Below are 26,165 nucleotides of genomic sequence, written 5' to 3'. Positions count from 1 at the left end.
GGACCGCCGTTGCCCGCCTCATCATGTGGGTGGCCGGGCGCGCAACGGTTCCGCCATCCGGTCTACCTCCCGCCCCACGAGGTAGATTCGCCCGCGGAGGTGACGATCTTGCCGATGCGGGTGGTGAGCAGCCGGTCTTCCGGTCCGGACAGCCACGTGGTCTTGCTCGAAGCGGCGGAGCCGCTTGCTGTGGGCCGTCCACCCGCACCGCAGCGGGTTCTCAGGCGGCTTCTCGCGAGGACAGCTTCACCGTGGTGAATCGGTTATTCACCACTCTGGGCGCGGTGGCGCTCGGCGGTGCGCTCGGCAGCGTCGCCCGTTTCGGGCTGTCGGGGGTGTTTCCGCACCCGCCGGGCGGATTCGCGGTGTCCACAATGCTCGTCAACGTGACCGGCTGCCTGCTGATCGGGGTGCTCTACACGGTCACCGCGCACCCGTTGTGGCGGCCGTTCCTCGGGGTCGGTGTGCTCGGCGGCTACACCACGTATTCGACCGCCGTGCTCGATGCCCTGCGGGCCGGGCAAAACGGACACCTGCTCACCGCGTTCGGGTACACCTTCGGCACACTGGCCGCCTGCCTGCTGGCCGTCGCGGCGGGGATCCGGCTCGCACCGGCGCCGCGGCTGGCCACCCGATCGGGCGAAAAATGACCGTGCTGCTCGTCGCGACCGGGGGCGCGGTCGGTGCGGTGCTGCGGTACCTCGTGCACCGGCTGGGGAAATCGCCCGGGTTCCCGTGGCCGACCTTCTGGGTCAACGTCACCGGCTCGGCACTGCTCGGCTTGCTCACCGGCACCACCGGCGCGGTGCAGGCACTGCTCGGCGTCGGCCTCTGCGGTGCGCTGACCACGTACTCCACCTTCGGCTACGAGACCGTCGAACTGCTCAACCGGGGCGAAACCGCCCGGGCGCTGGGTTACGTGAGCGCCACGCTCGCCGCCGGGTTCGGCAGCGCCGCGCTCACCTGGCAGCTGTTCCCATAGCGACCCGCACCGCCGACGGCGAGCAGCCGATCTCCTCGCGCACGGTCCGGCTCAGGTGGGCGTGGTCGGCGAACCCGAGTTCCACCGCCAGCGAGGACAGGCTGGTCTCGCCCTCCTCGATCCGGTCGAGCACCCGGCGCACCCGCAACCGGTTGCGGAACCGCGTCAGCGTCAGCCCGGTCTCCCTGGAGAACACCCGTGACAGGTACGCCGGGGAGACGTTGACCTTGGCGGCGAGTCCGTCCAGCGACAGCGAAACCGGGTCGTGCACCAGGATTTCCCTGACCGACTCGGCCATCCGCCTGCCCGCCCCGCTCCCGCGCGCGGCGGCCGGGCGCGCGGAATCCCGCTGGGGCGCCAGCACTTCCCCGGCCAGGTGCAGCACGCGATCGGCCAGTTCGAAGTCGTCGGCACCGCGGCGGGCCCGCGCGAGCAGCACCCGGTGCGCGAGATCGATCCGGCCGTCGGTGAACTGCGGGCCGGCCGGGGCCGGCTTCCCGTCCCCGACGAAATCCGCCAGCAGTTCCGGGGAAAGCGTGATCGCCGTGGCCGTGTCCTGCGCCCCGGCGCGATGGGCTATCGACTGCTCGTCCCCGGCGTGCGCGGCGTACACCGTGGCCGGATCGGCCAGCAGTTCCCAGCGCCGCAGCCGCAGCCGGTACACCCCGTGGCGCACGAAGACCAGGCGGTAGGCCGGGGTGGCTTCCGGCCGGGTCCAGCACGGGGCGTCCATCCGGACGCGGATGTCGTCGATGGCGAAGCCGGGCCCACCGGCCAGCCGAGTGGTGCTGCGCATGTCCCCCTCATTTCGTCGAGTGACCGCGATCACAGCCACCTCAGTCTAGCCGTCCCGGTCACCACGCTTCCCAGGTCTTGGCCAGTGTTTGGCCGACCTCGGTCACCAGCGGCGGGCGGAGCAGGTCGAAGTGCCCGCCGCCGAGCCGTTCGACCACCAGGTCCGACCCGATCAGCCCACGCCACCGCACCACTTGCGCCTCAAGGAGTTCCCCGAGGAACAGCACCGCGCGCGCGTCGACCAGATCCCGCCGGACGTAACCGGCCAGCAGCCGCAACTGCCGCCGGTACTCCGCCAGCCACGCGCTCAGCCAGCCGAGCGGGACCTCCTCACCGGCCTTGGCCAGCCCGTGCGCGAGCAAGCCGAGCCCGAGCGTGTCGTCACCGGCCGAGAGCTCGGCGGGCCGGAACTGCCGCAGGCCGAACGATTCCCAGAGGAACTCGGCGAACGCGCCGACGTCCTCGCCCTGACCGGACTCCGTGCCCGGCACGGTGGGCGGCGGGCTGTCCAGCAGCAGCAACGCGGGCGCGCCCCGGGACGGCAGCCGCCGGAGCGCGTCCAGGCCGACCAGCCCGCCCATCGACCAGCCGCCGAGCAGGTCGGGCCGGGCGAACCGCCCGCCGAGCACGGACAGGTAGCCCTCGCTCATCCCCTCGACCGTGTTCGCGGACGCCACGTCGTCGCAGGCGGTCACGGTCCAGTGCGCGGGCAGCGCCGCGACCAGGTCGCGGTACGCCGCGCCGACCCCGGAACCCGGGTAGTAGAAGTGCGCGTGCGGACGGCCCGCGTCCCGCAGCACCACCAGTTCCGGCGGTGCGGCGGAGGGGTTCGCCGCGGGCACCGGCGCCCGGTTCTCCCGTTGTGCCGGGATCGCCGCCACCGGTCCCGGTCGCCGGAAGACCTCCAGCACGCTCGCCGCCAGCCGGTCGAGACCGGCGCCGTCGAGCACCGCGGGATCGGCGCACAGGTTCAGTTCCGCGCGCTCACCCGTGCGCAGCGCCACCGCCCGGACCCCGTCGACCGGCGCGGTCGCCAGTTCGCCCGCCAGGCTTTCGTGCAGCGCGTCGTCCGCCTCGGCCCACCGCACCCGCCCGAGCGCCGGCGGCGGACCGGCGCACAGCGAGTTCCGGACCACCACCTGGCGCCAGGCGTGGTCGAGCCGGGTGAGGTCGGCGGTCGCCAGGAGCGGGACCCGGTGCACGGCGCTCATCTCCGCTCGCTCAACGGCCGGATGTCCGGCCACACCTCGGCGATGTGGGCCAGGCAGGCCGACTCGCTCCCGCGGAAGCCCTCGTCGCGCCAGCCCGGCGCGTTCTCCCGGAACGCGGGCCACAGCGCGTGCTGCCCCTCGTCGTTGACCACCACTTTCGCCACCGGGCGATCCATCAGTCCTCCCCGCTCCGGCCGGTCGCGCTCGCGGCCACCGGCGGTTCGTCGTGATCGGGCAACCGGGCTTCGAGGTTCCGCACGCTCGGGGTACACGCCGCCACCACCGCGGTGATCGCGCCGATCGTGCCGGCGAGCAGGAACACCAGCCCCATCGCGCCGCCCTGGCCGGTGCCGACCAGCGGGCCGAACACCTCGGCCAGCCCGCCACCCGGCGCCATCCGCGGCGCGAAGACGTGGTCCACCAGCGGACCGGAGAGGGCGAAGCCGATCGGCAGCGCCAGGTTCTCGAACAACTGCGTGGCGGCGAAGACCCGGCCCTGCACCGCGTGCGGCACCTTCTGCTGCCAGATCGACTGGCTGTAGCCCTCCACGAACGGCACCGCCAGCCAGGCGAAGAACCAGGCCACCGCCCACAGCGCGACCGTGTTCCCGAGCCCGATGCCGACCTGGCCGAGCAGGCTGAACACCAGTACCGCGGCGAACACCGCGGGCATCTTGCGCGACGGCGACCGCAGGCGGGTCAGCGCGAGCGCGCCGAGCACCCCGCCGACCGCGCCGATCGACTGGACCAGGCCGAGTTGCGCCTCGTTGTCGCCGGTGCGCGCCAGGATCATCGGGATCAGCACGATGAAGCCCATCGCCGAGGTGAACCCGATCACCACGGTCAGCGCGAGCAGGCCGACCAGCCCGCGCCGGTGCGCGATGTAGCGGTACCCGGCGGTCCAGTCCCGCCACCGCGATTCGGCCCGTTCCCCGGTGGGCGCGCGCTTTTTCAGCCGTACCAGGAAAACCGTGCCGATCGCGATCAGGTACGAGCACACGTCGACCAGCAGCAGCGTGCTCAGCGAGACCACCCCGAGCAGCACCCCGGCCAGTGCCGGCGCGGCGATCCCCGGCACCGACCGCACCAGCGAGAGCATGCCGTTGGCCTTCGGGTAGTGCTCCTTGGGCATCAGCTCGGCCACCGTCGCGGCGTAGGCCGGGAACATGAAGGCCAGGAAGCCGCCGGTCAGCGTGTTGGTCAGGACCAGCTGCCACAGCTGGACGTCGCCGGTGAGGAACAGCAGCACCATGATCCCGGTGGCCAGCGCCGAACCGAGGTCGCTGAGCATGATGGTCACCCGCCGGCTCAGCCGGTCGATCAGGTAACCGGCCAGCGGGCTGCACAACACGGTGGCGCCGAACGCGCAGAAGGTCAGCAGGGCCAGCGCGGAGGCCTGCCCGGTTTCCTGCCAGACCCAGATGCCCAGCACGAAGTTGGTCATCCGGGTGCCGACCGCGGACAGGATCTGCCCGGCCCACAACACGGAGAAGCCCTTGAGGCCGGTCAGCTGCTTCACCGCGACGCCCCCAGTACCGCGATTTCCCGCGCCGGATCGGCGACGGCGTCGGTGAGGATCGCGCGCAGGTCGTCGATCAGCCGCCGGACGGTTTCGCGGCGGAACAGGTCGCTGTCGTACTCGACCACCCCGCGCAGCCCCGCCGGGACCGCGATCAGCGACAGGGTGAGGTCGAACTTGCTGGTGCCGGTGTGCCCCTGGACCAGTTCGGTGCGCACGCCGGGCAGCCGCAGCAGTTCGTTCTCCGTCTCCAGCACCACGAAGCACACCTGGACCAGCGGGTGGTGGTCCAGGTTCCGCCGCGTGCCCAGCGCTTCGACCAGCACCTCGAACGGGGTTTCCTGGTGGGCCTGCGCGGCCAGCACCGCCTCGCGCACTTCGTCCAGCAACTCCGCGAAGGCCATCCGGGCCGCCGGACGGACGCGCACCGCGACGGTGTTGACGAAGAACCCCACCAGGTCCTCGGTTTCCAGGCTGGTCCGGCCGGACACCGGGACGCCGACGACCAGGTCCTCGCTGCGGGTGAGCCGGTGCAGCAGCACTTCGAACGCGGTGAGCGCGGTCATGAACACCGTTGCCCGGTGGTGCGCGGAGAACTCCTCGACCGCCCGGCGGAGTTCGAGCGGCCAGAAGAAGATCTCCTGGGCGCCGCGGTGGTTTTCCACCTCGGGACGGGAAAAGTCGGTCGGCAACGGCAGTAGTTCGGGTGCACCGGCGAGCCGGTCGGTCCAGTAGGCGAGGTGCTCGGCGCGGCCGTTCAGCTCGGCGATCTCCTGTCTTCGCACAGCTTCGGCGAAGCCCGCGGGCGGCGGGCCGAGGTCCGGTATCCGGCCGTCACGGATCGCGAGGTAGCCGTTTCCCAGCTCCCGCAACATGATCGCCAGGCTCCAGCCGTCGCAGACCAGGTGGTGCAGGGTCAGCAGGAGAACGTGCTCGTCCGTGCCGTTGGTGCACAACCCGGTCCGCAGCAGCGGGCCGCGGCGGAGGTCGAACGGGCGTCGCGCCTCTTCGTCGAGCAGTGCGGCCAAATCGGCGGGCAGGCCCCGCATGGTCCACGGCGTGGCGATCGACGGATGCACGGCGTAGAACGGTTCGCCGTCGATGTCGAAGAACACCGCGCGCAGCATCTCGTGCCGGGCGATCACCGCCTCGACGGCGGCCTTCATCGCGCCGGGATCCACCGGGCCGCGCAACCGGAACGCGTACGGCACGTTGTAGATCGGGAGGTCGCCGTCGAGCGTGCAGAGGAACCAGAGCCGCCGCTGCGCCGAGGTCAGCGGGTGGACACCGAACTCGGCGCCGCGCTCGCGCATCACCTCCAGCGCGGCCCGGCGACGGTGCACCGGGAGGTTGTCCAACCGGTCGACAACGCTGACGACGTCGCTCATCGCGGGAGCCGTTCCACCTCGTCGAGCAGGGCGTCCAGCCCACGGGCGCCGGAACCCGGCTGCAGCAGTTCGTCCACCGCACGGGCGAACGCGATCACCGTCGGATTCGCGAACAGCAGGCGCAACGGCACGTTCACGCCGAACTCGGCCTTCACCCGCGACGCCACCCTGGTGACCTTCAGCGAATGCCCGCCGTTGGCGAAGAAGTCGTCCTCCGGCCCGAGGTCCGGCAGGTCGAGCACCTCGCGCCAGATCTCCACCAGCCGCGCCGAGGTCGAGCCACCGGACTCCACCCGGACCGGCGGTGGTGACGGCCGCCGCACCGGCTCGACCGGCACGGGTACCGGCACCGGCTCGGGTTCGGGCACCACCACCCCGCCGGTCCGGAGCCGGTCGATCTCGGCGGCGAACCCGGCCACGGTGGGATTGCCGAAGAACGAGGACAGCGGGAGGTCCATGCCGAACACCGTGCGCGCCCGCAGCACCAGCGCCACCGCCTTGGCCGAATCCCCGCCCAGCCGGAAGAAGTTGTCGTGCACGCTGATCGCGGGCACCTGCAGGGCCGTGGTCAGCAGGACGTCGAGCCTGCCTTCGGTGGCCGTGCGCGGTTCGACCAGCTCGGCGGGCACGGCCGAGGGCAGGAACTCCCGCAGCGCCCCGGTGTCCAGCTTCCCGTTGGCGTTCAACGGCAACGCGGGCAGCGGCACAAAAACCCCGGGCACCATGTAGGTCGGCACCTGCTCGCGGGTGAACTCGCGCAACGCGGCCGGATCCGCGCCGGGCACCGCGGGCACGAAGTAGGCGACCAGCACCTGGTCTCCCCCGGCGTCCACGCCGACCTGCACGGACACCTCGCGCACCTGTCCCGAGCGGAGCACCGCGGCCTCGACCTCCCCCGGTTCCACCCGGAACCCGCGGATCTTCACCTGCCGGTCGGCCCGGCCGAGGAACTCGATCGCGCCGTCCGCGCGGTACCTGGCCAGGTCGCCGGTCCGGTAGAGCCGCGCGCCGGGCACCTCGCCGTACGGGTCGGGCACGAACTTCTCCGCGGTCAGCCCGGGTTGCCCGAGGTAACCGCGGGAAACCCCGTCACCGCCGACGAAGAGCTCGCCGACCACACCCGCGGGCACCGGCTGCCAGTACTGGTCGAGGATGTAGCAGGTGGTGTTGGCCAGCGGGAAGCCGATCGGCACGTGCCGTTCGGCGTCGGTGAGCCCGTTCGTGCGGTACGCCGTGGCGTTCACCGTTGTCTCGGTCGGACCGTACGGGTTGATCAGGTTCTCCGGCGGGCCGTGCGCGATGATCCGCTGGTGCGTGTGGAAGTCCGCCTGCTCGCCGCCGGACTGGAAGTACCGCAGCGAGGCGAAGGTGTGCGGGGCCTCGGCCACCAGCTGCTTCATCAGCGCGGCGGGCAGGAACATCATGTCGATCCGGTGCTCGACCAGCTGGCGCTCCAGCCGCTGCGGTTCGAGCAGGTCGGCCTTGCGCAGCCCGACCAGCCGCGCGCCGTTGAGCAGGGCGCCCCAGGTTTCCAGCGTGGTGGCGTCGAAGGAGATGTTCGACCCCTGCGCGACGCTGTCCCCCGGCGCGAACCGCGTGTAGGTGATGCCGCGCACGGTCCGGACGATGTTGCGGTGGGTCACCGCGATGCCCTTGGGGCGGCCGGTGGAACCGGAGGTGAACATGACGTACGCGAGCTGATGCGGTCCCGCGCCGATGCCCGGCCGCGTGTCCGGTTCGGCGTCGATCGCCTGTTCCTCGTCGACGAGCACGTGCCGCATCCCCGCCGTTTCCGGGGATTCCCCGGCTCCGGCGTGGGTGAGCAGGATTTCCACGCCCGCCGTTTCGCACATCATCGCGAGCCGGTCCGGCGGGTACGACGGGTCGAGCGGGACGTAGGCGGCCCCCGCCTTCAGCGCGGCCAGCGCCGAGACGACCCATTCGGCCGCGTAGCCGAAGTGGAGCCCGATCCGGGTTTCCTCGGTGGCACCGAGCCCGCGCAGGTAGTGCGCCAGCTGGTTCGCGCGGCGGTCCAGTTCCGCGTAGGTGTAGGTGGTGCCCTCCCAGTGCAGCGCGGGCGCGTCGGGGGTGCGGTCGGCCCATTCCTCGAAGAGCTCGTGGACCGCGCTGTGCCGCGGGAAGTCCACCTCGGTCCGGTTCCAGCCGTACAGCACGCGCTCGCGTTCGTCTTCGCCGAGCAACGCGCAGTTCGACAGGTGCCGGTCCGGTTCGGCGGCGGCCTGCCGCAGCAGGCGGACCAGTTGCTCGGCCAGTCCGGCCATGTCCTGGCCGTCGAACAGGTCCTCCTGGAAGGTCAAAGCTCCACTGAGGACGTCCGATTCGGACACCCGCAACTCGACGTCGTAGGGCGAGCGCCCGGGGTCGACGGTCCGCAGGTCGTAGGTGACCCCGGCGACCGTGCGCGGCGGCGGCGCGGCGGGCTCGCCGGTGACCAGGATCTGGAACAGCGGGTGCATCGACGGGTGCCAGTCCGGTCTGGCGAAGCCGGCCAGCACCCGGAACGGGATCTCCCCGTGCGCCTCGACCTCGCGGATCCCGTCGCGCACCGCCTGGACGGCCTCGCGCCACGTCGGGTCATGGGGCAGGCGCAATCGCAGCACCAGCGCTTCGGTGAACGGGCCGATCGCCTGTTCCGCGCCCGCTTCCCGGCTGTCGACCGGCACGCCGAGCACGAGTTCGGGAGTGCGCAGCTGGCGGTGCAGCAACACCGCGAACGCGGCCGCGACCACGGTGGTCACCGACGTGTCTTCGGCGGCGGCGAGCTCGCGCAGACCGGCGGCGATCGAACTGCGGACGCCGAAGTCGGCGCGGCCGGTGACCCGTGTGCCCGCTTCCGGGCGGCTGCGCTGGTTCGGCAGTGCGGGAGCGTCGGGCAGGTCGGTGACCGTGCGCTTCCAGAACTCGGCGCTGTCAGCGAGTTCGCCGCCGTGGTACCGCGTGCGGAAATCCTCCTCGCAGTCGGCGAAAGTGCGGCCGGGTTCGGTGGTTTTCGGACTCCGGCCCTCGGCCAGGTCGTGGTACGCGGTCATGATCGCGGTGGCGATCAGGTCGGCGGACCGGCGGTCGGCGGCGATGCGGTGGACGACGATCAGCAGTTCGTGGTCGAACCGGCCGAGCCGCACCAGGTTGAACCGGATCGGCGGGCCGGCCGCGAGGTCGAACGGCCGGTGCAGTTCGCGTTCGGTGATCCGGGCGAGCCGCGCGCCCCGGTCGGCCGCGGCGAAGTCACGCAGGTCCTCGGCGGACTCGGGCAACGCCGCGGCTTCCTTCACCCCGTCGATCACCACTTCGCCGTCCTGGAAGGAAAACGTCGAGCCCAGGAGTTCGTGCCCGGCGACCACGGCCGCCACCGCGCGGCCCAGCACGGCGGCGTCGAGCGGACCGTGCAGGCGCACCGCCACCGCGTGGTGGTGCAGCGCGGGTTCGGTGGTGAGCTGGCTGAGGAACCACGCCTGTTCTTGACGCATACCGGCTGCTGTCGTCACGCTATCCGACCTCCGCTAACACTTGCTTTGCCAGAACTCCGCGCAGGATCTCGTTCGTGCCCTCGTAGATCTGGGTCACCTTGGCGTCGCGCAGCATCCGCTCCACCGGGGAACCCCGGGTGTAGCCGTGCCCGCCCAGCAACTGCACGGCGTCCACGGTGACCCGCATGGCGACGTCCGAGGCGAAGCACTTGGCGGCGGCGGAGAAGAAGCGCAGATCCGAGCTGCGCGCCTCGGACCGCGCCGCCGCGGCGTAGGTGAGCTGACGCGCCGCTTCCAGCCGCATGGCCATCTCGGCGAGCATGAACCGCACGCCCTGGAATGCACCGACGGCCTGGCCGAACTGGCGGCGGGAGCACACGTACCCAGCTGCGTAGTCCAGCGCACCCTGGGCGAGACCGACCGCCTGGGCGGCGATGGTGACCCGGCTGTGGTCCAGTGCCTCCAGCGCCAGGCGGTAACCCTCGCCCTCGGCACCCACGCGCTGTTCCGCCGGCACCCGCACCTCGTCGAAGAACACCGAGCGGGTGGGCGAACCACGCACGCCGAGCTTGTCCTCGCACGGGCCGAAGGACAGCCCCTCGGTGTCGCGGTCCACCACGAACAGGGAGATCGCGCGGGTTTCGGGCTCGGTCACCGCGGCGACCAGGTAGTGGTCGGCGACCCCGGCGTTGGTGATCCACCGCTTGCTGCCGGTCACCACGTACTCGTCGGCGTCGCGCACCGCCCGGGTGCGGATGGCGGCGGCGTCGCTGCCCGCGTCCTCCTCCGACAACGCGAAGGCGAGGATCGCGCCGTCGGTGGCCGCCGGGCGCAGGCAGCGCTCCGCGAGGTCCGGCTGGGCGGCGGCGAGCAGCGGCAGCGACACCAGCCGGGTCACGTTCGGGGTCAGCGAGGCGGACGCGCACGCCCTGGCCACCTCTTCGATCACCAGGCACGACGTCAGCGCGTCGGCGCCGAGCCCGCCGAGGGCGACCGGGAGGTGCGGCACGTACAGCCCTTCGGCGACCAGCGCCTCGTGGGCCGCGCGCGGGAACGCGGCGTCCCGGTCGACCACGGCGGCGGCCGGGGCGATGACCGTCTCCGCGAGGTGCCGGACCCGCCGCCGCACTTCCCGGTGCTCTTCGGTGAGCGTGGTGTCGGCGGGCATCACGCCCCTCCCGCCGGGCCGAGCCGCAGCACCGCCTTGCCCGGCACCCGCCGGTCGCGCAACGCGCTCAGCACCGAACCCACCTCGGCCCAGTCCGCCTCCATGCCGACCTCGACCGACAGCTCGCCGTTCGCGCACAACCGGGCCAGCTCGCGCAGATCCGCGCCCGGTGGCTCGGCGACGATGTCGTCGAGCAGGTAGAACCCGCACAGCTGGGCCTGCTTGGGGTAGAAGTCGCTGACCGAGAAGCGCGTGCTCGCCCGGGAGGAGTTGCCGTAGCTGACCACCAGCCCGCTCCGGCCGACCAGCGAGAGCGCGGCGGCGAGCGAATCACCGCCCGCCGATTCGAGTACCAGGTCGAACCCGGGGGCCAGCTCGTGCAGCCCGGTCACCACGTGGTCGGCGCCGAGCCGCTGCAGCCCGGCCGCCCGGTCCCGGCCACCGGCGACCGCGGTCACCCGCGCCCCGGCGCGGCGGGCCAGCTGCACGGCGAACCGCCCGACCCCGCCGCTGGCCCCGATCACCAGCACCGCCCGGCCGGCCAGCGAACCGGCCAGCCGCAGCGTGCGCACCGCGGTCAGCGCGGCGGCGGGCAGCGCCGCCGCCTGCTGGTAGCTCAACGCGGGCGGCACCGGCGCGAGGTGGCATTCGGCGACCACCACCTCCTGCGCCCAGCTCCCGCCGTGGCACATGCCGAACACCCGGGTACCGACCGGGAACGCGGTCGCGCTCGGGTGGTGGCCGAGCACCTCGCCGGCCAGGTCCCAGCCCGGCCGCCAGCCGTTCACCGCCTGGTCGGTGAGCCGGTGCAGCTCACCGCGGTTCACCGAAACCGCGCGCACCCCGACGCGCACCTCACCGGTCACCGCCTCCGGCGCGGGCACCGCCCGGAACTCGACCGGCGCGGTGGCCCCGCCGCAGACTAGCGCGGTTATTTCGCGGGTGGCCATCGGAGCTCGGCGTCTTCGGCCGGCGGCAGCGACTTCCAGTCCTCGCGCACCGGCGAGAAGCATTCCACGAACACCGCGCCGTCCTCGCCGACGCGCACCTCGTGCGGCACGTTGGCGAGCAGCCGGTAGGTGCCGCCCGCGGTCAGCTCCACCGTCTCGCCCTCGGCGACGAACGAGGCCGAACCCTCCAGCACCACGCCGATCTGCTCGTTCACGTGCTGGTGCTGGGGCACCACCACGCCCGGCGCCAGTTCGGCGATGGCCATCGACACCAGTTCCCCGTGCACCACGCGCACCGTGACGCCGTCCCACACCTTCGCCGGTGAAATCGACCCGTTTTCCCGCGCAACTCGCATGACCATTCCATTCTCCGGGCTTTTTCGACAATTCCAGGCTAACCGCGCGCCCCGGTGCGGTAAATGCGACCAAGGGAGTAGCCCGTTTCACCGACCCGGCTCCCGTCAGCTCGATGGGGTGAGGACCCGCAGTTCGACCAGCACGCTCCCGTCCGCCAGTGGCAGGCTTTCCGCCCCGCCTTCCCCGATTTCACGGCCGAACGCGGCCGCCCTGACCCCACCGCGGATCTCCTCGGCGTGGGTGTTCAGCATGGCCGCCAGATCGCCATTCGGATCGTGTTCGACGGCCACGCCGAGCCGCACCTTGTCGGCGATTTCGTAACCACGCCGCTTGCGCATTTCGTTGAGCGTCCTGATGAATTCCCGGGAAAGGCCTTCCAGCCGCAGTTCGCGGTCCACGGTGACGTCGAGCGCCACACTGGAGGTGCCGTCGGAGGACACCTGCCAGCCGGTCGCGGCCGCCTCGATCACCTGCACCGTTTCACGGCCGATCTCCGTGGCCTCGCCTTCGACCTCGATCAGCAGCGAGCCCTTTTCGGTCAGGCGCGCCACGGCCTCGGCCGCGTCCAGCGCGCGGACCGCCGCGGCGGCCGCCTGCGTCCGCTTGCCGAAGATCCTGCCCAGCTCGCGGAAGTTCGGCTTGAGCGTGTACTCGACCAGGTGCCCGTTCTCCGGCGACGCGGCCACGATCTCCTTGACGTTGAGCTCCGCGGCGACCACCTCGCGGATCACGCCGAAGTGCGCGCGCAGGTCACCGGGCACGGTCACCACCGCCTGGCGCAACGGCACGCGCACCGGCACCGACGCCGTGGTGCGGGCGTCCCGGCCGAGGCTGACCAGCTTCCTGGCCACCGCCATCGCCGCCCGCAGGTCCGGGTCCGCCACCGCGGCGTCGGGCACCGGGAAAGCACCGAGGTGCACCGAATCCGGGGCGTCCGCGGTGAACGGGCGCACCAGGTTCTCGTGGATCTCGTCGGCGAGGAACGGGGTGAACGGCGCGAGCAGTCCGGCCAGCGTGGTCACCCCGGTGTACAGGGTGGCGAACGCGGCGCGGGCGTCGGCGGGCAGCTCGCCGCGTTCGCCCTGCCAGAACCGTTCCCGGCTGCGCCGGACGTACCAGTTGGACAGGTCCTCGACGAAGGCGCTGATCCGCCGGGCGGCCCGGGTCACGTCGTACCCGGCCATCGCTTCGTCCACTTCGGACACGGTGGCGGCCAGATCGGCCAGCAGGTAGCGGTCCAGCACCGGCCGCTCGGCGGGCGGCGGTGCCTCCTGGTCCGGGGTCCAGCCCGCCAGCCGGGCGTAGGTGGTGAGGAAGTAGTAGGTGTTCCAGACCGTCATCAGCAGTTTGCGGGTGACCTTGTGCAGCGCCTCGCCACCGACCCGGCGCGACTGCCACGGGCTGCCTTCGGCCAGCAGCAGCCAGCGCAGCGCGTCCGCGCCGTACCCGTCGATCAGCTCCCACGGGTCCAGCGCGTTGCCCGCCGACTTCGACATCTTCCGGCCGGACTCGTCCACGATGTGGCCGAGGCACAGCGCCCGCCGATAGCTCGTCCGTCCGAAAAGGAGGGTGGAGACGCTCTGCAGCGAGTACCACCAGCCGCGGGTCTGGTCGATCGCCTCGGCGGTGAAGTCGGCCGGGAACATCTCGGTGAACCGCTCGTGGCTGCCGGCCACGTGCGGGTAGCCGTACTGCGCGAACGGCATCGAACCCGAGTCGTACCAGGCGTCGATGACCTCCGGCACGCGGTGCATGGTGCCGTCGCAGGACTCGCAGCCGAAGCTGATGTCGTCGACGTAGGGCCGGTGCGGGTCGAGCGCGGACAGGTCGGTGCCGGTCCGCTCGCCCAGCTCGGCCAGCGACCCGATCGCCACCACGTGCTCGCCGGAATCGCAGCGCCACAACGGGAGCGGCGTGCCCCAGTAGCGTTCCCTCGAGACCGCCCAGTCGACGTTGCCCGCCAGCCAGTCGCCGTAGCGGCCGGTCCGGATGTGCTCCGGGCGCCAGTCCACCTCGGCGTTGTCGGCGACCAGCCGCTCGCGCAGGTCCGTGGTGGCGATGAACCAGCACAGCTTGGCGTAGTAGACCAGCGGGGTGTCACACCGCCAGCAGAACGGGAACGAGTGCGGGTACAGCTCGGTCAGCACGGCCAGGCCATTCTCGCGCAACCGCTCGACGACCAGTTCGCTGGCGTCGCGGATGTACAGGCCGGCGAACGGGCCGAGCCGGTGGTCGAGGTACCCCGCCGCGTCCACCCCGTTGACCACGGCCACGCCGTTGGCCTTGGCCACCCGCATGTCGTCCTCACCGTAGGCGGGGGCCGTGCTGACGATCCCGCTGCCGGTGCTGGTGCTGACGAAGTCGCCGAGCACGACGAACCGCCACGACTCCGGATCACCGTCCGGGTCGGCGGGCGAGCCGGGGCCGACGAGGTCGAACGGGGCCTGGTAGCGCGCGCCGAGCAGTTCCTCGACCGCCACGTCGCGCAGCACCTCGGCGCCCTCGCCGAGCACCACCTCGACGCGTTCGGCGGCGAGCACCACCTCGTTGTCCCCCGCGCGCCCGCCACGCGCGAGCACGTAGTGGATGTCCGCGCCGACCACCGCGAGGCTGCTGAAGATCACCGTCCACGGCATGGTGGTCCACACCAGCAGCGAGGCACCGGCCAGCGGCCCGGTCAGCAGCGGCAGCCGGGTGTAGACGCTCAGGTCCTCGGTTTCGGCGTAGCCCTGCGCCACCTCGTGGTCGGACAGGGTGGTGCCGCAGCGCGTGCAGTAGGGCACGATGCGGTAGTCCTGGTAGAGCTGGCCGCGGTCGAAGATCGTCTTCAGCGACCACCAGACGCTTTCGACGTAGGCGGTGTCCATCGTGCGGTAGGGGTCGCCGAGGTCGACCCAGTAGCCGATCCTCCGGGTCAGCCGCTCCCACTCGCCCACGTAGTCGGTGACCGAACGGCGGCAGCGCTCGTTGAACCCGGCCACGCCGAACCGCTCGATCTCCGGTTTGCTGCCGATGCCCAGCTGCCGCTCGACCTCCAGCTCGACCGGGATGCCGTGGCAGTCCCAGCCCGCGCGCCTCGGCACGCGGTACCCCTTGAGCGCGAAGTACCGCGGCAGCACGTCCTTGAACACCCTGGCTTCGACGTGGTGCACGCCGGGCTTGCCGTTGGCCGTCGGCGGACCTTCGTAGCACCGCAGCAGCGGCGCGTCGGCCGCGCCCGCTTCGAGCGAGCGCCGGACGACGTCGCGGGTGCTCCAGCGCTGGAGCACCCGCTCCTCCATCGCGACGAAATCCGGCTGGGCGTCGACGCTCTCGAACGGCACCGAGGGTCCTCGCATTCTCCTGGTCAGGGGGGTCGGCCTGCGGATACTAGGCGCGCGCGGGACCCGCGGTCTTGAAGATTCTTGTCCACTTCCCGCTCAGCTGAAGAGCGCGAACAGCGGGGGCAGGCCGTGGGTTTCCACGGTGAACACGTCCCCTTCGCCCACCGGCAGCGACGGGCCGAGCGAGCCGGAGAGCACGATGTCGCCCGGGGCCAGCGGGGTGCCGAGCTGGTCCAGCCGCCGCGCGAGCCAGGCCACCGAGCGCGCCGGGTTGCCCAGTGCCGCCGCCCCCGCGCTGTGCACCACCGGTTCGCCGTTGCGGTGGATCAGCATGCCGATGGTGCGCAGGTCCGCCGAGCGCAGCGCGGTGCTCCACGGGCCGAGCACCACCGCGCCGTAGGAGGCGTTGTCGGCCACCGTGTCGGTCAGCGCGATGCGGAAGTCGGTGATCCGGCTGTCGATCACCTCGATGCTCGCGGCCACCGCGTCGGTGGCCGCGAGCACGTCCTGGGTGGTGATCGGCCAGCCGCTCAGCGGCCTGCCGATCAGGAACGCCAGTTCGCCCTCCGCCCGCGGTTGCAGGAACACCGCGGACGGCAGCGTGGCGCGCCCCGCCGTGGCCGGGAAGTGGCGCGAACTCCACAGCGAGCCGTAGTCCGGTTCGTCCACGCCCATCTGCTGCTGCATCGCCAGGCTGGTCAGCCCGATCTTGCGGCCGATCACCCGGTCGCCGTGCTCGGCCTGCCGCAGCTCGCTCCACCGGGTCTGGATCCGGTAGGCCAGCTCCGCCGAGACCAGCCCCTCGGACTCGCTCAGCGGCGGCACGCTCACCCGGTTCTCCCAGGCGTCGTCCAGCCTGCGCGCCAGACTGTCCACAGTGTCCTGGGTGGCCTCTTGCACCGCGGTCATCGCGCCGCTCCTTCGGTCCGGGTGATCACCGTGGCGGAACCCGGGCCCTGCAGGTGCACCGTGCCCGGTTTCGCCACCGGTCCGGGACCCGGCCGCCGGGACCCGATCACCGCCACCTCCCCCGGGCGCAGGCCGTGCGACCGCCCGGCCAGTTCGACCAGCCCTCCGGTCAGGTCGCCGAAGTCCTCCGGCAGGTGGGCGTCCACTTCGGACCCCTCCTGCCAGAGCGCGACCGGCCCGGACGGCGGGAGTTCGACGGCGCGCTCGCCGAGCACGTACCTCGAACCGTCCGGGCCGGCGAACTCCACCGCCGGGAACACCGCGCCGACCGCCCGTTCGACCGCGCCCGGTGCCGCGTCCGGGGGCAGCTCGTCCCCGAGCACGAACGCGAACACCGGGCGCAGCCGGGTTTTCCCGGCCAGCTTCACCGGACCGGTCACCAGCGCGTCGTCGCCGATGCGCGTGGCGTCGTCGGCGAGGAGGCGGTAGCCCCGCGTGCCCACCGCGCTCACCGCGCCGTCTGGGCGAGCAGGAGGATGCCGCCCGGCATGTCGTTGCGCTGCACCGAACGCACCACGAACCCGCTCTGCTCCAGCACGGCCACCCACTCCTCGGCGGGCAGCAGGATCTGCCGCATCAACGCGTGCACGTAGGTGAACTCGGGGGTGAACCACTCGTGCGCGTCGCGCTCGCCGGTGGCCGGTTCCACCTCCGCGATCAGCAGGCTGGCACCGCGCGGCAGGGTGTTCGACAGATCCGTGAGGTAGTCCGCGAGCACATCCCGGCCCTGGGCCAGGATTTCGTGCAGCAGGAAGAAGGTCACCACCAGGTTCGCGCTGGGGAGGGCCTCGATCTCCTTGATCTCGCCCGCGTCCGCCTGGGTGATCACCACCTCGTCGGTCAGGCCCGCGGCGGCCACGGCCACCTTCGCGTCGGCGCAGGCTTCCGGGCTGATGTCGATGCCCACGCCCCGGGCACCGTTCTCCCGGCAGATCGAGATGAGCAGCCGCGCGTTCCCGCAGCCGAGGTCGACGACCTGGTCGAACTCGATCTGCCGCAACAGGTCCTTGGCCTGGGGCACCACGTCCTTGCCGCCGAGCATGGCGGCACCGCCCGCCACCCACTTGCCGTCGCGCACGTACTCCTCGCCGTAGCGCTTGCCGCCGCCGAGAAAGGTCTCGACCCGCCGCAGCGATTCGCCGTAGCCGCCGACCAGCCAGACCAGGTAACCCTTGTCGCGGCAGACTTCCTGGCCGTACGAGGAAAGCCGGTACACCCCGTCGTCGAGCAGCACCACCGAGCGCTGTTCGAGGAAGCGCAGGCTGGCGCGCAGCAACGCGGCCGCGTCCGGGTCGCGGTCGATGATGGCCTGCTCGTCGAGCCCGGCCGATTCCAGTGCGGGCAACAATCCCGCCATCTCGAAGGAGGCGATGATGCTGCTCACCGCGTAGCCTTCGAACAGTGCGAACGCCGGCCGTTTCACGGTGAGCCGCTTGGCCGCCCTTGTGCTGGACACACTGTGCCCCTTTCCGTTGGCATCGCTGGGACAACCGTAGGAAGGGCGCGGCGGGGCCACAATCGACGGTTGCGGCCATCTTCGGCCCGGACCAACGTGTCAGCGGCGGCGCCCAAAGTAACAGCGCGCACTGCACCCAACAGCCGATGCCGGGCGCCACTCCGGCCGGGGACACTGGCCCGCATGAGAATCGTCGTCACGGGTTCCATCGCGGTCGACCACCTCGCGACTTTCCCCGGGAAATTCGCCGAGCAATTGATTCCCGGTCAGCTGGACAAAATCTCGCTGTCCTTCCTGACCGACCAGCTCGAAGTGCACTACGGCGGGGTGGCCGCGAACATCGCCACCGGCCTGGGCAGGCTCGGGCAGCGCCCGTTGCTCGCCGGTGCCGCGGGCAAGGATTTCGGCGCCTACCGGGAATGGCTCGAACGCGAGGGCGTGGACACCGAAGCGGTGCTGGTCAGCGAAACCGAATACACCGCGCGTTTCTGGTGCACCACCGACACCGAGCAGAACCAGATCGCCTCGTTCCACCCCGGGGCGATGGCGGCCGCCGCCGGAATCAGCCTGCGGCAGCTGGCCGCGCGGGTGCCGGGCATCGGCGTGGTGGTGATCGGCGCCAACGCGCCCGACGCGATGCTCGCGCACACCGCCGAATGCCGGGAACTCGGCCTGCCCTTCGCCGCGGACCCCTCGCAGCAGCTCGCCCTGCTCGACGGCGCGGACATCCGCAGGCTGGTCGACGGCGCCCGGTACCTGTTCACCAACGAGTACGAGCACGCGCTGCTGCTGAAGAAGACCGGCTGGAGCGAATCGCGGGTGCTCTCCGCGGTCGGCGCCTGGATCACCACGCTCGGCGAGGCGGGGGCCAGGATCGACGGCGCGCCGGGCCAGTCGGCGACCGTGCGCGAGGTGCCCGCCACCGAGGTGGTGGACCCGACCGGTGCCGGTGACGGGTTCCGCGCCGGGTTCCTGGCCGCGCGGAACTGGGGCCTGCCGCACGCCGCGGCCGCGCGCCTCGGCTGCCTGGTCGCCACCTGCGTGCTGGAGTCGAAGGGCACCGCGGAGTACCGGCTGGACGGCCCCACCCTGCTGGAGCGGCTGGCCGGCGCGTACGGCAAGGCACCGGCCGCGCAGCTCACCCCGCACCTGGCCACCGCGCTCGCCGCGGGCAGGCTCGGCGGGCACCCGAAGCAGTCCCCGGTGCTGGTGGCCGACCGGTGACCGGGCTGCGCGACCGGCTGGCCGGTGGCGGGCTGCTCGGCACGTTCAACCTGCTCCCCTCCCCCGAGATCGTCGAGCTGATCGCGCTCGCCGGGTTCGACGTGGTGATCGTGGACATGGAGCACGGCCCCCACGCGCTCGGCGACGTGCGCCGGGCCGTGCTGGCCGCGAACGCGCACGGCCTGCACGCGGTGGTCCGCGTGCCCGCGCTGGATCCGTGGTGCGTCGGCGCGGTGCTGGACGTCGGTGCGAGCGGAGTGCTCGTGCCCCAGGTGGCTTCGGCGGCGGAGGCGGCCGCGGTTGTCCGAGCGGCCAGGTTCGCCCCCGAAGGCGACCGCGGCGCGAATCCGTATGTTCGCGCCGCGGGCTTCGGCCACCGGGAGAACTGGTACGCCGCCGCCAACGCCGAAGTCGCGGTGCTGGTGATGGTGGAGGGCCGCGCCGCACTCGCCGAGCTCGACGAGATCCTCGCCGTGCCCGGCCTGGACGGGGTTTTCCTCGGCCCGGTCGATCTTTCCCACTCCCTCGGCGTGCCGGGGCGGATCGGCCACCCGCTGGTGGTCGAGGCGCTGGAGCGGGCGGTCGGCCGGGCCACCGCGAGCGGGGTGGCCACCGGGGTGTTCACCCCCGGCGCCGAGTCGGTGGCAGGCTGGTGGCGACTCGGCGTACGGTTGGTGGCGTGCGGGGTGGACACCGCGGTCGTGGCGACCGCGCTGACCGCCACCGTGGCGGCGGCCCGCGCCTGATCAGCTCCCGGCTGCGTCCTCTTCGTTGTCGAACAGGTCGGCGACAGAAACGATGCCCAGCGATATCGCCTTCTTCACCGCGGCTATCCGCGAGGCGGCACCCAGTTTGGTATAGGCATTCGTCAGGTGCCGCTTGACCGTGCCCTCGGAAATGTACAGTTCGTGCGCGATCTGCGAATTGCGCATACCGACCGCGACCAGCACGATCACCTCGCGCTCGCGCTTGGACAGCAGCTGCCGGTCGAACCCGTGCATGCCCTCCAGCGTCTCGCGCGAGACCGAGACCACCACGTGTCCCGACGCCCGGTGCACCATGCGCAGGGTGACCAGCAGTTCCTCCCTGGTGGCGCTCTTGAGCACGTAGGCGTAGGCGCCGGCGGCGATCAGGTTGCCGACCAGGCGGGGTTCGTCGTGCCGGGTCACCACGATCACCTTCGACACCGGCGAGGCCACCGAAAGCTCGCGCAGCGTCCGCACCGCCAGCGAACCGCCGCGATCGCTGTCCAGCAGCACTATGTCCGGTTTGACCTCGGCGACCAGGGCGGTGGCCGTGCGGCCGAAGCCGCATTCCCCGACGACCACCACATCCCGTTCCACGGAAAGCATCTGCACTATCCCCTGCCGGAACAACATGTGATTGTCGACCACGACCGTGCGGATGCTCCTGACTGCTTTCTCCATGAGACGATTCCCCCTGGTGCGACCCGCGAACGGCTCAAGTGTGCCGCCGTGCGCCGCCGCGGATCCGGAAATGTAGTTTAACGCAGGCAAACGAGCTGCGCACCCCGCCAAAGGACGCGCCGATTGCGCCATCCGAACGCCGCCGCCCGGAGCAGCGCCAGCACTAGTCCACTCCGGGCACCGGCACGGTGGCGACGCGGAAATGCCCGATTCCCGGCAATTTCCCCGCCCCGCCGAGGCCGCGGATCGCCACCACCACCGCGCACCCGGTGGCTTCGGCACCGGCCAGGTGGACCAGTTCGGCGGCGGCCACCAGGGTTCCGCCGGTGGCCAGCACGTCGTCGACGAGCAGCACCCGGGCACCGGCGGCGAGCGCGTCGCGCTGGATTTCCAGTGTGGTGCGGCCATATTCGAGCGCGTAGCGCACGCGGTGCACCGGTCCCGGCAGCTTTCCCGGCTTGCGGGCCAGCACCAGCGGCCGCTCGCTTTCCGCGGCCACCAGCGCGCCCAGCGGGAACCCGCGCGCCTCGATCGCCAGCACCACGTCGAAACCGCCGTCGAACCGCGTCACCACGGCACGGGCGATCCGGCGCAGCAGCACGGGATCGGCGAACACCGGGGACAGGTCCTGGAAGAGGACGCCCGGTTCGGGGAAGTCGGGGAACTCGCGGAGCGCGGCCACCACGTCGGCGGCCAGTGCGGTGTCGAGCGCGGGGGCGTGCGATTCCACCACGACCGCCCCCTCACGCGTCGAGCGCGGCCAGCAGGGCGTCGGCGCGATCCACCGACTCCCAGCGGAAATCCGGCTTCGCGCGGCCGAAGTGGCCGTAGGTGGCGGTCTGCCGGTAGATCGGGCGCCGCAGGTCGAGGTCCCGGATGATGGCCGCGGGCCGGAGGTCGAAGACCCGCTCGACGGCCGCGTGGATCCGGTCCACCGGCACCTTTTCCGTGCCGGCGCAGTCGACGAACACCGAAACCGGTTCGGCGCGGCCGATCGCGTAGGAGACCTGGACCTCGCAGCGGGCCGCCAGCCCGGCGGCCACCACGTTCTTCGCCACCCAGCGCATCGCGTAGGCGGCCGAGCGGTCCACCTTCGACGGGTCCTTGCCGGAGAACGCGCCGCCGCCGTGGCGGGCCATGCCGCCGTAGGAGTCGATGATGATCTTCCGCCCGGTCAGCCCGGTGTCCCCGGCCGGGCCGCCGATCTCGAACCGGCCGGTCGGGTTGACCAGCAGCCGGAACCCGTCGCTCGGCACCTCGAGCACCTCGAGTTCGGGGCGCACCACCTCGGCTTCGATCGCCGGGGCCAGTTCGCGGACCAGGTCCACGCCGGGCTCGTGCTGGGTGGAGACCACCACGGTGTCCAGGCGCACCGGCCGGTCGTCCTCGTAGGCGATGGAGACCTGGGTCTTCCCGTCCGGGCGCAGGAACGGCAGCGCGCCGGAGCGGCGGACACCGGCCAGCCGCTCGGCGAGCCGGTGCGCCAGCACGATCGGCAGCGGCATCAGCTCGGGGGTCTCGGTGCACGCGTAACCGAACATCATGCCCTGGTCCCCGGCGCCCTGGCGGTCGAGCTCACCGCCGTCGCCGAGGCGCGCTTCGAGCGATTCGTCCACCCCCCGCGCGATGTCCGGCGACTGCCCGCCGATCGAAACCTGCACACCGCAGGCGGCTCCGTCGAAACCTTTCGCGGAACTGTCGTAGCCGAGGCCGACCACGGTCTCCCTGACCAACTCGGCCAGCCCTCTCGGGACCAGGCTCATTTCGCCCGCCAGATGCACAAGTCCTTGCGTGACAAGGGTTTCCACCGCGACCCTGGCGTGCGGGTCGGCGGTCAGCGCCGCGTCGAGCACCGCGTCGCTGAGCTGGTCCGCCAGTTTGTCCGGGTGGCCCTCGGTCACCGATTCCGAAGTGAACAGACGATCGGGCACTGTTTTCTCCTCAGCCGACTGGAGTGGAAGAGGGGCGGCGACCGGATTTTCACCCGGTGAATCCGAACGCGCACCGCGCGCGATTCCCGCCCTGCTGACCTTCAGTCTTGCGTGCCACTACACCCGCCAACAAGCCCGGGAAGTGGTAAACGCGACTGGGACCTTGTGAGTAGCCCGACCGGGGAATCCTTACTGGGCAAGGTATCCACCGTCTACGGGCAGTATAGCACCGGTCACAAAAGAAGCATCGGACGAAGCCAGGAAAGCGATCGCGGCCGCCACCTCGGCGGGTTCACCGAGCCTGCCCAATGGATGCATTCGCGCTATCGACGAGAGGTATTCCGCACCACCCGGTTCCGCCGGGAGCCGCCGCACGCGCTCGGTGCGGATGGTGCCCGGCGCCACCGCGTTGACCCGGATCCCGCGCTCCGCCCATTCCACCGCCAGGTGGCGGGTCAGCCCGGTGGCGACGAACTTGGCCGGTCCGTAGGTCGCCTGCCCACGCTGCCCGGCCATCCCGGAGATCGAGGACACGCAGACGATCGAGCCGCCGCCGGAATCGAGCATGCGCTCCACGGCGTACTTGCAGGTGAGGAACATGCCCCGGCCGTCCACGCGCATCACCGCCTCCCAGTCGGCCACGGTCGCGGTGACGATGTCCTGCAAGGGGATCACCCCGGCGTTGGCGACCAGCACGTCGAGCCCGCCGTACGCGTGCACCGCGGCGTCGATCATCGCCTCCGCGTCCGCGGGCTCGCCCACGTCCCCGACCACGGTGGTCACCTCGTCGCCGCCGTGTTCGGCGAGCAGCGCCGGGGCCTTGGCGAGCCGCTCCTCGTCGATGTCGGTGACCACCAGCCGGGCGCCCTCCTCGGCGAACCGGACCGCGGTGGCCAGCCCGATCCCGGCGGCCGCGCCGGTCACCACGCACGAGAGCCCGTCGAGCCTGCCGCTCACGACCGCACCTCCAGCACCGCGCCGTCGGCGGCGGAGCCCACCAGCGCGCGGTACCGCGCCATCACCCCGGCCGGGTAGCGGCTCGGTGGTGGCACCCATGCGCGGAGGCGCTCACCGAGTTGCTCGTCGGTCAGGTCGACCCGCACCGATCGCGAAGGCACGTCCAGCGTCACCACGTCCCCGTCCGCCAGCGCGGCGAGCGGCCCGCCCACCGCGGCTTCCGGTGCCACGTGCCCGGCCATCAGGCCCCGCGTGGCACCGGAGAACCGGCCGTCGGTCACCAGCGCGACGCTCACCCCGAGCCCGCGCCCGACCAGTGCCGCGGTGACGCCGAGCATCTCGCGCATCCCGGGTCCGCCGCGCGGGCCCTCGTACCGGATCACCACCACGTCCCCGTCGCCGACCGCGCCGGACTGCACGGCGGCCATGGCCGCCTCCTCCGAGTCGAACACCCTGGCCGGGCCGGTGTGGCTCAGCCGGGTCAGCCCGGCGATCTTCGCGACGCAGCCGTCGGGCGCGAGATTGCCGCGCAACGTCACCAGTCCGCCCTGCGCTTCGAGCGGCCGGTCGACCGCGAGCACCACGTCCTGCCCCTCGGTTTCGACCGCCTCCGCGGCCTCCTCGCCGATGGTCCGGCCGGTGACGGTCACCTGCCCGCCGTCCAGCGCGCCCACCTCGGCGAGGCGGGCGGCGAGCAGCCTGCTGCCGCCCGCGCGGTCGAGGTCGACCGCGGTGTACCGGCCGTGCGGCATCAGGTCGGCGAGCACCGGGGTCCGCGCGCTGATCTCGTCGAAATCCCCGAGCGCCAGCGGGATCCCGGCCTCCCGCGCGATGGCCAGCAGGTGCAGCACCAGGTTCGTCGACCCGGCGGTGGCCGCGCCCGCCGCGATGGCGTTGGCGAACGCGCCCGGGGTGAGAACCTTGCCCGGCCGCAGGTCCGCGCGGTACGCGGCCATCGCCAGCCGTCCCGCGGCTTCGGCCGCCTCGGCCCGTCTCGCCGACACCGCGGGCGGCCCGGCCGAACCCAGCGGGGACAGGCCGAGGAACTCCAGTGCCATCGCCATCGTGTTCGCGGTGTACTGCCCGCCGCACGCGCCCGCACCGGGGCAAGCGTTTTCCTCCAGCGTGCGCAGGCCCTCGTCGGAGAGCGTGCCCGCCGCGTTCGCACCGACCGCCTCGAACACCGAGGCGACGGTCACCGGCCGGTCGCGCCACCGCCCCGGCATCGTCGCGCCGGAGTAGAGGATCGGGCCGGGGAGGTCGAGCCGCGCGTGCGCCATCGCCGCCGCCGGCAGGGTCTTGTCGCACCCGGCGATGGTGACCAGCGCGTCGAAGTGGTGGCCCAGCGCGACCAGCTCGATCGAGTCGGCGATCACCTCGCGGCTGACCAGCGAGGTCTTCATCCCCTCGCTGCCCATGGTGGCCACGTCGGAGATCGCGATGGTGTTGAGCTCCATCGGCGTGCCCCCGGCCGCGCGCACCCCGCGCTGGACCGCCTGGGCCAGCTGCCGGTGGTTGTGGTTGCACGGCATGGTGCCGATCCACGAGTGGGCCACCCCGACGATGGGCTTGGCCAGGTCCGCCGGCGAGTACCCGATCGCCCGCAGGTGCGCCCGCATCGGCGCGCGGTCGCGCCCGCGGAACAGGCTCGCGCCCTCAGGTCGTCTTGACGTCGGCATGCCTGCCTCCCGCTGGTGTGGTGGCCGGTTCCGCGCGGAACGCGTGCTGCAGCCAGCTGCCCGCGATCTGCGAGGTCACGATGGACAGGACCACGAGGATGGTGAAGAAGTCCTCGTTGATCACCCCGGCGGACAGGGTGACCGTGGCGAGCACGATGCCCGGCCCGCCCCGGGCGTTCAGCGCCACGGCGAAGTCCACCGAGGCCCGCTTCGACTCCCCCGCCAGGCGGGCGCCGAGCCAGACGCTCGCCGACTTCACCAGGCACGCCAGCAGCAGGAAGGCGAAGAAGAACCAGACCGAGAAGTGGTGGACCAGGTCGAGCTGCAGGCCGACCCCGGCGAAGTACAACGGGATGAACAAGGCCAGGGACACCTTCTTCAGCGCGTCCCACGCCCGTTCGGTCTCCAGCCGGTGCTCCTCGTCGGTGTCCCTGCTGTCCGCCGCGGCCGAGGCCACCCCGGCCAGCACCGCGCCGAAGATCGGGTTCACGCCGAGGAAAACGCACACCAGCACCAGCGCCAGCAGGAAGATCAACCGGAACGCGGTGGCGCTGCGGCGTTCGATGAAGTTGAACCGGCTGTGCGAGAGCCGGTCGAAGATCGGCCTGCCCAGCAGCATGAACACGGCGAAGAAGAGGAAGCTGGCGGCGAAGTGGTAGGCGCTGGACTGCCCGGCACCGCCGTCGAACAGCGCCGCCAGCCCGAACTCCGCGCCCGAGCCCGCCTGCGCCATGCCCAGCACGGCCGCCAGCGCCACGTACAGCACGATGTCCTCGAGCAGCGCCACCGAGAGCACGATCCGGGCGAAGTGCGTGCGCATGATGTCCAGGTCGATCATGATCCGGGAGATCACCGGGATGCTGGTCACCGCGATGCCGATGCCGAAGACCAGGGCGAAGGTGGTGGGCGAGCCGTTCGGCCCGGAGAAGGCGGTGTGGTCGACCAGGCGGACCGCGCCGAGCCCGACCGCGAACGGGATGGCCAGCCCGGCCACCGCCATCGCCACCACCGCCCGGTTCCGGCCGGCCCCGCGGAAGGCGGGCACCTCCCGGCCGGCCAGGAACATCAGCAGCAGCAGGCCGAACTGGGTGAGCACCCCGATGCCGACGGCGACCGGGCCGTCCGGCGGGAACAACCGCTCCTGCGCCTGCGGCGCGAGCAGCCCCAGCACGGTCGGGCCGAGCAGCAGGCCGCCCAGTATCTCGCCGATGACCGGCGGCTGGCGCAGGATCGCGAACAACCGGCCCGCCGCGTGCGCGAAGACCAGCAGCAGGGTCACCGCGACGAGCAGGCGGGCCAGATCGGCGGGCTGGAGGGACATGGCGGACCCCTTTCCGGCCC

The 26,165-nt window shown here is 72.0% G+C and carries 23 protein-coding genes; 4 read left to right on the top strand and 19 right to left on the bottom strand.

Annotated elements, in window-relative coordinates:
• Window positions 1-254 precede the first annotated feature (254 nt).
• Both JYK18_RS46970 and JYK18_RS28505 read left to right on the top strand, forming a co-directional pair.
• Entirely contained in the window at window positions 255-650 is a 396-nt protein-coding gene (locus JYK18_RS46970; protein WP_307796105.1) for a CrcB family protein, read from the top strand.
• A complete protein-coding gene (locus JYK18_RS28505) occupies window positions 647-982 on the top strand; it encodes a CrcB family protein (RefSeq protein ID WP_206806529.1) in 336 nt (111 codons plus the stop codon). The genes JYK18_RS46970 and JYK18_RS28505 overlap by 4 nt, the downstream gene beginning before the upstream one ends.
• On the opposite strand, the gene JYK18_RS28500 is transcribed toward JYK18_RS28505, so the two are convergent.
• The 13 genes from JYK18_RS28500 to JYK18_RS48075 form a co-directional block, all read right to left on the bottom strand.
• A complete protein-coding gene (locus JYK18_RS28500) occupies window positions 960-1,778 on the bottom strand; it encodes an AraC family transcriptional regulator (protein ID WP_206806528.1) in 819 nt (272 codons plus the stop codon). The genes JYK18_RS28505 and JYK18_RS28500 overlap by 23 nt on opposite strands.
• A gap of 58 nt (window positions 1,779-1,836) precedes the next feature.
• Window positions 1,837-2,988, bottom strand: coding sequence for a thioesterase domain-containing protein (locus JYK18_RS28495; protein ID WP_206806527.1), 1,152 nt, complete (start codon window positions 2,986-2,988; stop codon window positions 1,837-1,839).
• On the bottom strand, window positions 2,985-3,164 hold the full coding sequence (locus tag JYK18_RS28490; RefSeq protein ID WP_206806526.1) for an MbtH family NRPS accessory protein: 180 nt from the start codon (window positions 3,162-3,164) through the stop codon (window positions 2,985-2,987). Before JYK18_RS28490 ends, JYK18_RS28495 begins: the two co-directional genes overlap by 4 nt.
• Entirely contained in the window at window positions 3,164-4,507 is a 1,344-nt protein-coding gene (locus tag JYK18_RS28485) for an MFS transporter (RefSeq protein WP_206806525.1), read from the bottom strand. The genes JYK18_RS28490 and JYK18_RS28485 overlap by 1 nt, the downstream gene beginning before the upstream one ends.
• Window positions 4,504-5,895, bottom strand: a complete 1,392-nt coding sequence (locus tag JYK18_RS28480; protein ID WP_206806524.1) for a condensation domain-containing protein — start codon at window positions 5,893-5,895, stop codon at window positions 4,504-4,506. Before JYK18_RS28480 ends, JYK18_RS28485 begins: the two co-directional genes overlap by 4 nt.
• The gene (locus tag JYK18_RS28475; protein ID WP_206806523.1) at window positions 5,892-9,383 is read right to left on the bottom strand and encodes a non-ribosomal peptide synthetase; all 3,492 of its coding nucleotides are present in this window, start codon (window positions 9,381-9,383) and stop codon (window positions 5,892-5,894) included. The genes JYK18_RS28480 and JYK18_RS28475 overlap by 4 nt, the downstream gene beginning before the upstream one ends.
• A 19-nt stretch (window positions 9,384-9,402) precedes the next feature.
• Window positions 9,403-10,551 carry an acyl-CoA dehydrogenase family protein gene (locus JYK18_RS28470; protein WP_206806522.1) on the bottom strand — a complete coding sequence of 383 codons (1,149 nt, stop codon included), beginning with the start codon at window positions 10,549-10,551 and terminating at the stop codon, window positions 9,403-9,405.
• Complete coding sequence (locus tag JYK18_RS28465; RefSeq protein ID WP_206806521.1) at window positions 10,551-11,501, bottom strand: zinc-binding dehydrogenase; 951 nt, start codon at window positions 11,499-11,501, stop codon at window positions 10,551-10,553. The genes JYK18_RS28470 and JYK18_RS28465 overlap by 1 nt, the downstream gene beginning before the upstream one ends.
• Window positions 11,483-11,857 carry a cupin domain-containing protein gene (locus JYK18_RS28460; protein ID WP_206806520.1) on the bottom strand — a complete coding sequence of 125 codons (375 nt, stop codon included), beginning with the start codon at window positions 11,855-11,857 and terminating at the stop codon, window positions 11,483-11,485. The genes JYK18_RS28465 and JYK18_RS28460 overlap by 19 nt, the downstream gene beginning before the upstream one ends.
• A 105-nt stretch (window positions 11,858-11,962) precedes the next feature.
• On the bottom strand, window positions 11,963-15,181 hold the full coding sequence (gene ileS, locus JYK18_RS28455; RefSeq protein WP_206806519.1) for an isoleucine--tRNA ligase: 3,219 nt from the start codon (window positions 15,179-15,181) through the stop codon (window positions 11,963-11,965).
• Between the two features lie 96 nt (window positions 15,182-15,277).
• Window positions 15,278-16,090 (bottom strand): 2-keto-4-pentenoate hydratase, encoded by an 813-nt coding sequence (locus JYK18_RS28450; RefSeq protein WP_206806518.1) that lies wholly within the window; start codon window positions 16,088-16,090, stop codon window positions 15,278-15,280.
• Complete coding sequence (locus JYK18_RS28445) at window positions 16,087-16,593, bottom strand: hypothetical protein (RefSeq protein ID WP_206806517.1); 507 nt, start codon at window positions 16,591-16,593, stop codon at window positions 16,087-16,089. Before JYK18_RS28445 ends, JYK18_RS28450 begins: the two co-directional genes overlap by 4 nt.
• Before the next feature lie 5 nt (window positions 16,594-16,598).
• Window positions 16,599-17,606 (bottom strand): cyclopropane-fatty-acyl-phospholipid synthase family protein, encoded by a 1,008-nt coding sequence (locus JYK18_RS48075; protein WP_206806516.1) that lies wholly within the window; start codon window positions 17,604-17,606, stop codon window positions 16,599-16,601.
• A gap of 183 nt (window positions 17,607-17,789) precedes the next feature.
• Here JYK18_RS48075 and JYK18_RS28435 point away from each other — a divergent pair, with 183 nt between their 5' ends.
• Both JYK18_RS28435 and JYK18_RS28430 read left to right on the top strand, forming a co-directional pair.
• Complete coding sequence (locus tag JYK18_RS28435) at window positions 17,790-18,830, top strand: carbohydrate kinase family protein (RefSeq protein ID WP_206806515.1); 1,041 nt, start codon at window positions 17,790-17,792, stop codon at window positions 18,828-18,830.
• Entirely contained in the window at window positions 18,827-19,576 is a 750-nt protein-coding gene (locus tag JYK18_RS28430; protein WP_206806514.1) for an HpcH/HpaI aldolase/citrate lyase family protein, read from the top strand. The genes JYK18_RS28435 and JYK18_RS28430 overlap by 4 nt, the downstream gene beginning before the upstream one ends.
• Here the strand turns inward: JYK18_RS28430 and JYK18_RS28425 are convergent, their stop codons facing one another.
• From JYK18_RS28425 to JYK18_RS28400, 6 genes are all read right to left on the bottom strand, one after another.
• A complete protein-coding gene (locus JYK18_RS28425; RefSeq protein WP_206806513.1) occupies window positions 19,577-20,257 on the bottom strand; it encodes a response regulator transcription factor in 681 nt (226 codons plus the stop codon).
• Between the two features lie 163 nt (window positions 20,258-20,420).
• Complete coding sequence (locus tag JYK18_RS28420) at window positions 20,421-20,990, bottom strand: adenine phosphoribosyltransferase (protein WP_307796104.1); 570 nt, start codon at window positions 20,988-20,990, stop codon at window positions 20,421-20,423.
• Between the two features lie 10 nt (window positions 20,991-21,000).
• Window positions 21,001-22,188, bottom strand: coding sequence for a methionine adenosyltransferase (gene metK, locus JYK18_RS28415; protein WP_206806512.1), 1,188 nt, complete (start codon window positions 22,186-22,188; stop codon window positions 21,001-21,003).
• A 189-nt stretch (window positions 22,189-22,377) separates the two neighbouring features.
• A complete protein-coding gene (locus JYK18_RS28410) occupies window positions 22,378-23,145 on the bottom strand; it encodes an SDR family NAD(P)-dependent oxidoreductase (protein WP_206806511.1) in 768 nt (255 codons plus the stop codon).
• Window positions 23,142-24,824, bottom strand: coding sequence for a dihydroxy-acid dehydratase (locus JYK18_RS28405; protein WP_206806510.1), 1,683 nt, complete (start codon window positions 24,822-24,824; stop codon window positions 23,142-23,144). The genes JYK18_RS28410 and JYK18_RS28405 overlap by 4 nt, the downstream gene beginning before the upstream one ends.
• Entirely contained in the window at window positions 24,802-26,145 is a 1,344-nt protein-coding gene (locus JYK18_RS28400; protein ID WP_206806509.1) for a cation:proton antiporter, read from the bottom strand. Before JYK18_RS28400 ends, JYK18_RS28405 begins: the two co-directional genes overlap by 23 nt.
• Between the last annotated feature and the right edge of the window lie 20 nt (window positions 26,146-26,165).

This window comes from Amycolatopsis sp. 195334CR, from assembly GCF_017309385.1.
GTDB lineage: Bacteria > Actinomycetota > Actinomycetes > Mycobacteriales > Pseudonocardiaceae > Amycolatopsis.
The sequence above is the reverse complement of the archived record's forward strand: the minus strand, read 5'-3'. Positions and strand labels throughout refer to the sequence as shown.

What these genes read in the sequence shown, in the direction of transcription:
- JYK18_RS28505 (WP_206806529.1), top strand. Translation starts at nt 647, where the DNA reads ATGACCGTGCTGCTCGTCGCGACCGGGGGCGCGGTCGGTGCGGTGCTG.
- JYK18_RS28405 (WP_206806510.1), bottom strand. Translation starts at nt 24,824, where the DNA reads ATGCCGACGTCAAGACGACCTGAGGGCGCGAGCCTGTTCCGCGGGCGC.
- JYK18_RS28475 (WP_206806523.1), bottom strand. Translation starts at nt 9,383, where the DNA reads ATGCGTCAAGAACAGGCGTGGTTCCTCAGCCAGCTCACCACCGAACCC.
- JYK18_RS28490 (WP_206806526.1), bottom strand. Translation starts at nt 3,164, where the DNA reads ATGGATCGCCCGGTGGCGAAAGTGGTGGTCAACGACGAGGGGCAGCAC.
- JYK18_RS28425 (WP_206806513.1), bottom strand. Translation starts at nt 20,257, where the DNA reads ATGGAGAAAGCAGTCAGGAGCATCCGCACGGTCGTGGTCGACAATCAC.
- JYK18_RS28400 (WP_206806509.1), bottom strand. Translation starts at nt 26,145, where the DNA reads ATGTCCCTCCAGCCCGCCGATCTGGCCCGCCTGCTCGTCGCGGTGACC.
- JYK18_RS28480 (WP_206806524.1), bottom strand. Translation starts at nt 5,895, where the DNA reads ATGAGCGACGTCGTCAGCGTTGTCGACCGGTTGGACAACCTCCCGGTG.
- JYK18_RS28495 (WP_206806527.1), bottom strand. Translation starts at nt 2,988, where the DNA reads ATGAGCGCCGTGCACCGGGTCCCGCTCCTGGCGACCGCCGACCTCACC.
- JYK18_RS28460 (WP_206806520.1), bottom strand. Translation starts at nt 11,857, where the DNA reads ATGCGAGTTGCGCGGGAAAACGGGTCGATTTCACCGGCGAAGGTGTGG.
- JYK18_RS28435 (WP_206806515.1), top strand. Translation starts at nt 17,790, where the DNA reads ATGAGAATCGTCGTCACGGGTTCCATCGCGGTCGACCACCTCGCGACT.
- JYK18_RS28470 (WP_206806522.1), bottom strand. Translation starts at nt 10,551, where the DNA reads ATGCCCGCCGACACCACGCTCACCGAAGAGCACCGGGAAGTGCGGCGG.
- JYK18_RS28500 (WP_206806528.1), bottom strand. Translation starts at nt 1,778, where the DNA reads ATGCGCAGCACCACTCGGCTGGCCGGTGGGCCCGGCTTCGCCATCGAC.
- JYK18_RS28450 (WP_206806518.1), bottom strand. Translation starts at nt 16,090, where the DNA reads ATGACCGCGGTGCAAGAGGCCACCCAGGACACTGTGGACAGTCTGGCG.
- JYK18_RS28465 (WP_206806521.1), bottom strand. Translation starts at nt 11,501, where the DNA reads ATGGCCACCCGCGAAATAACCGCGCTAGTCTGCGGCGGGGCCACCGCG.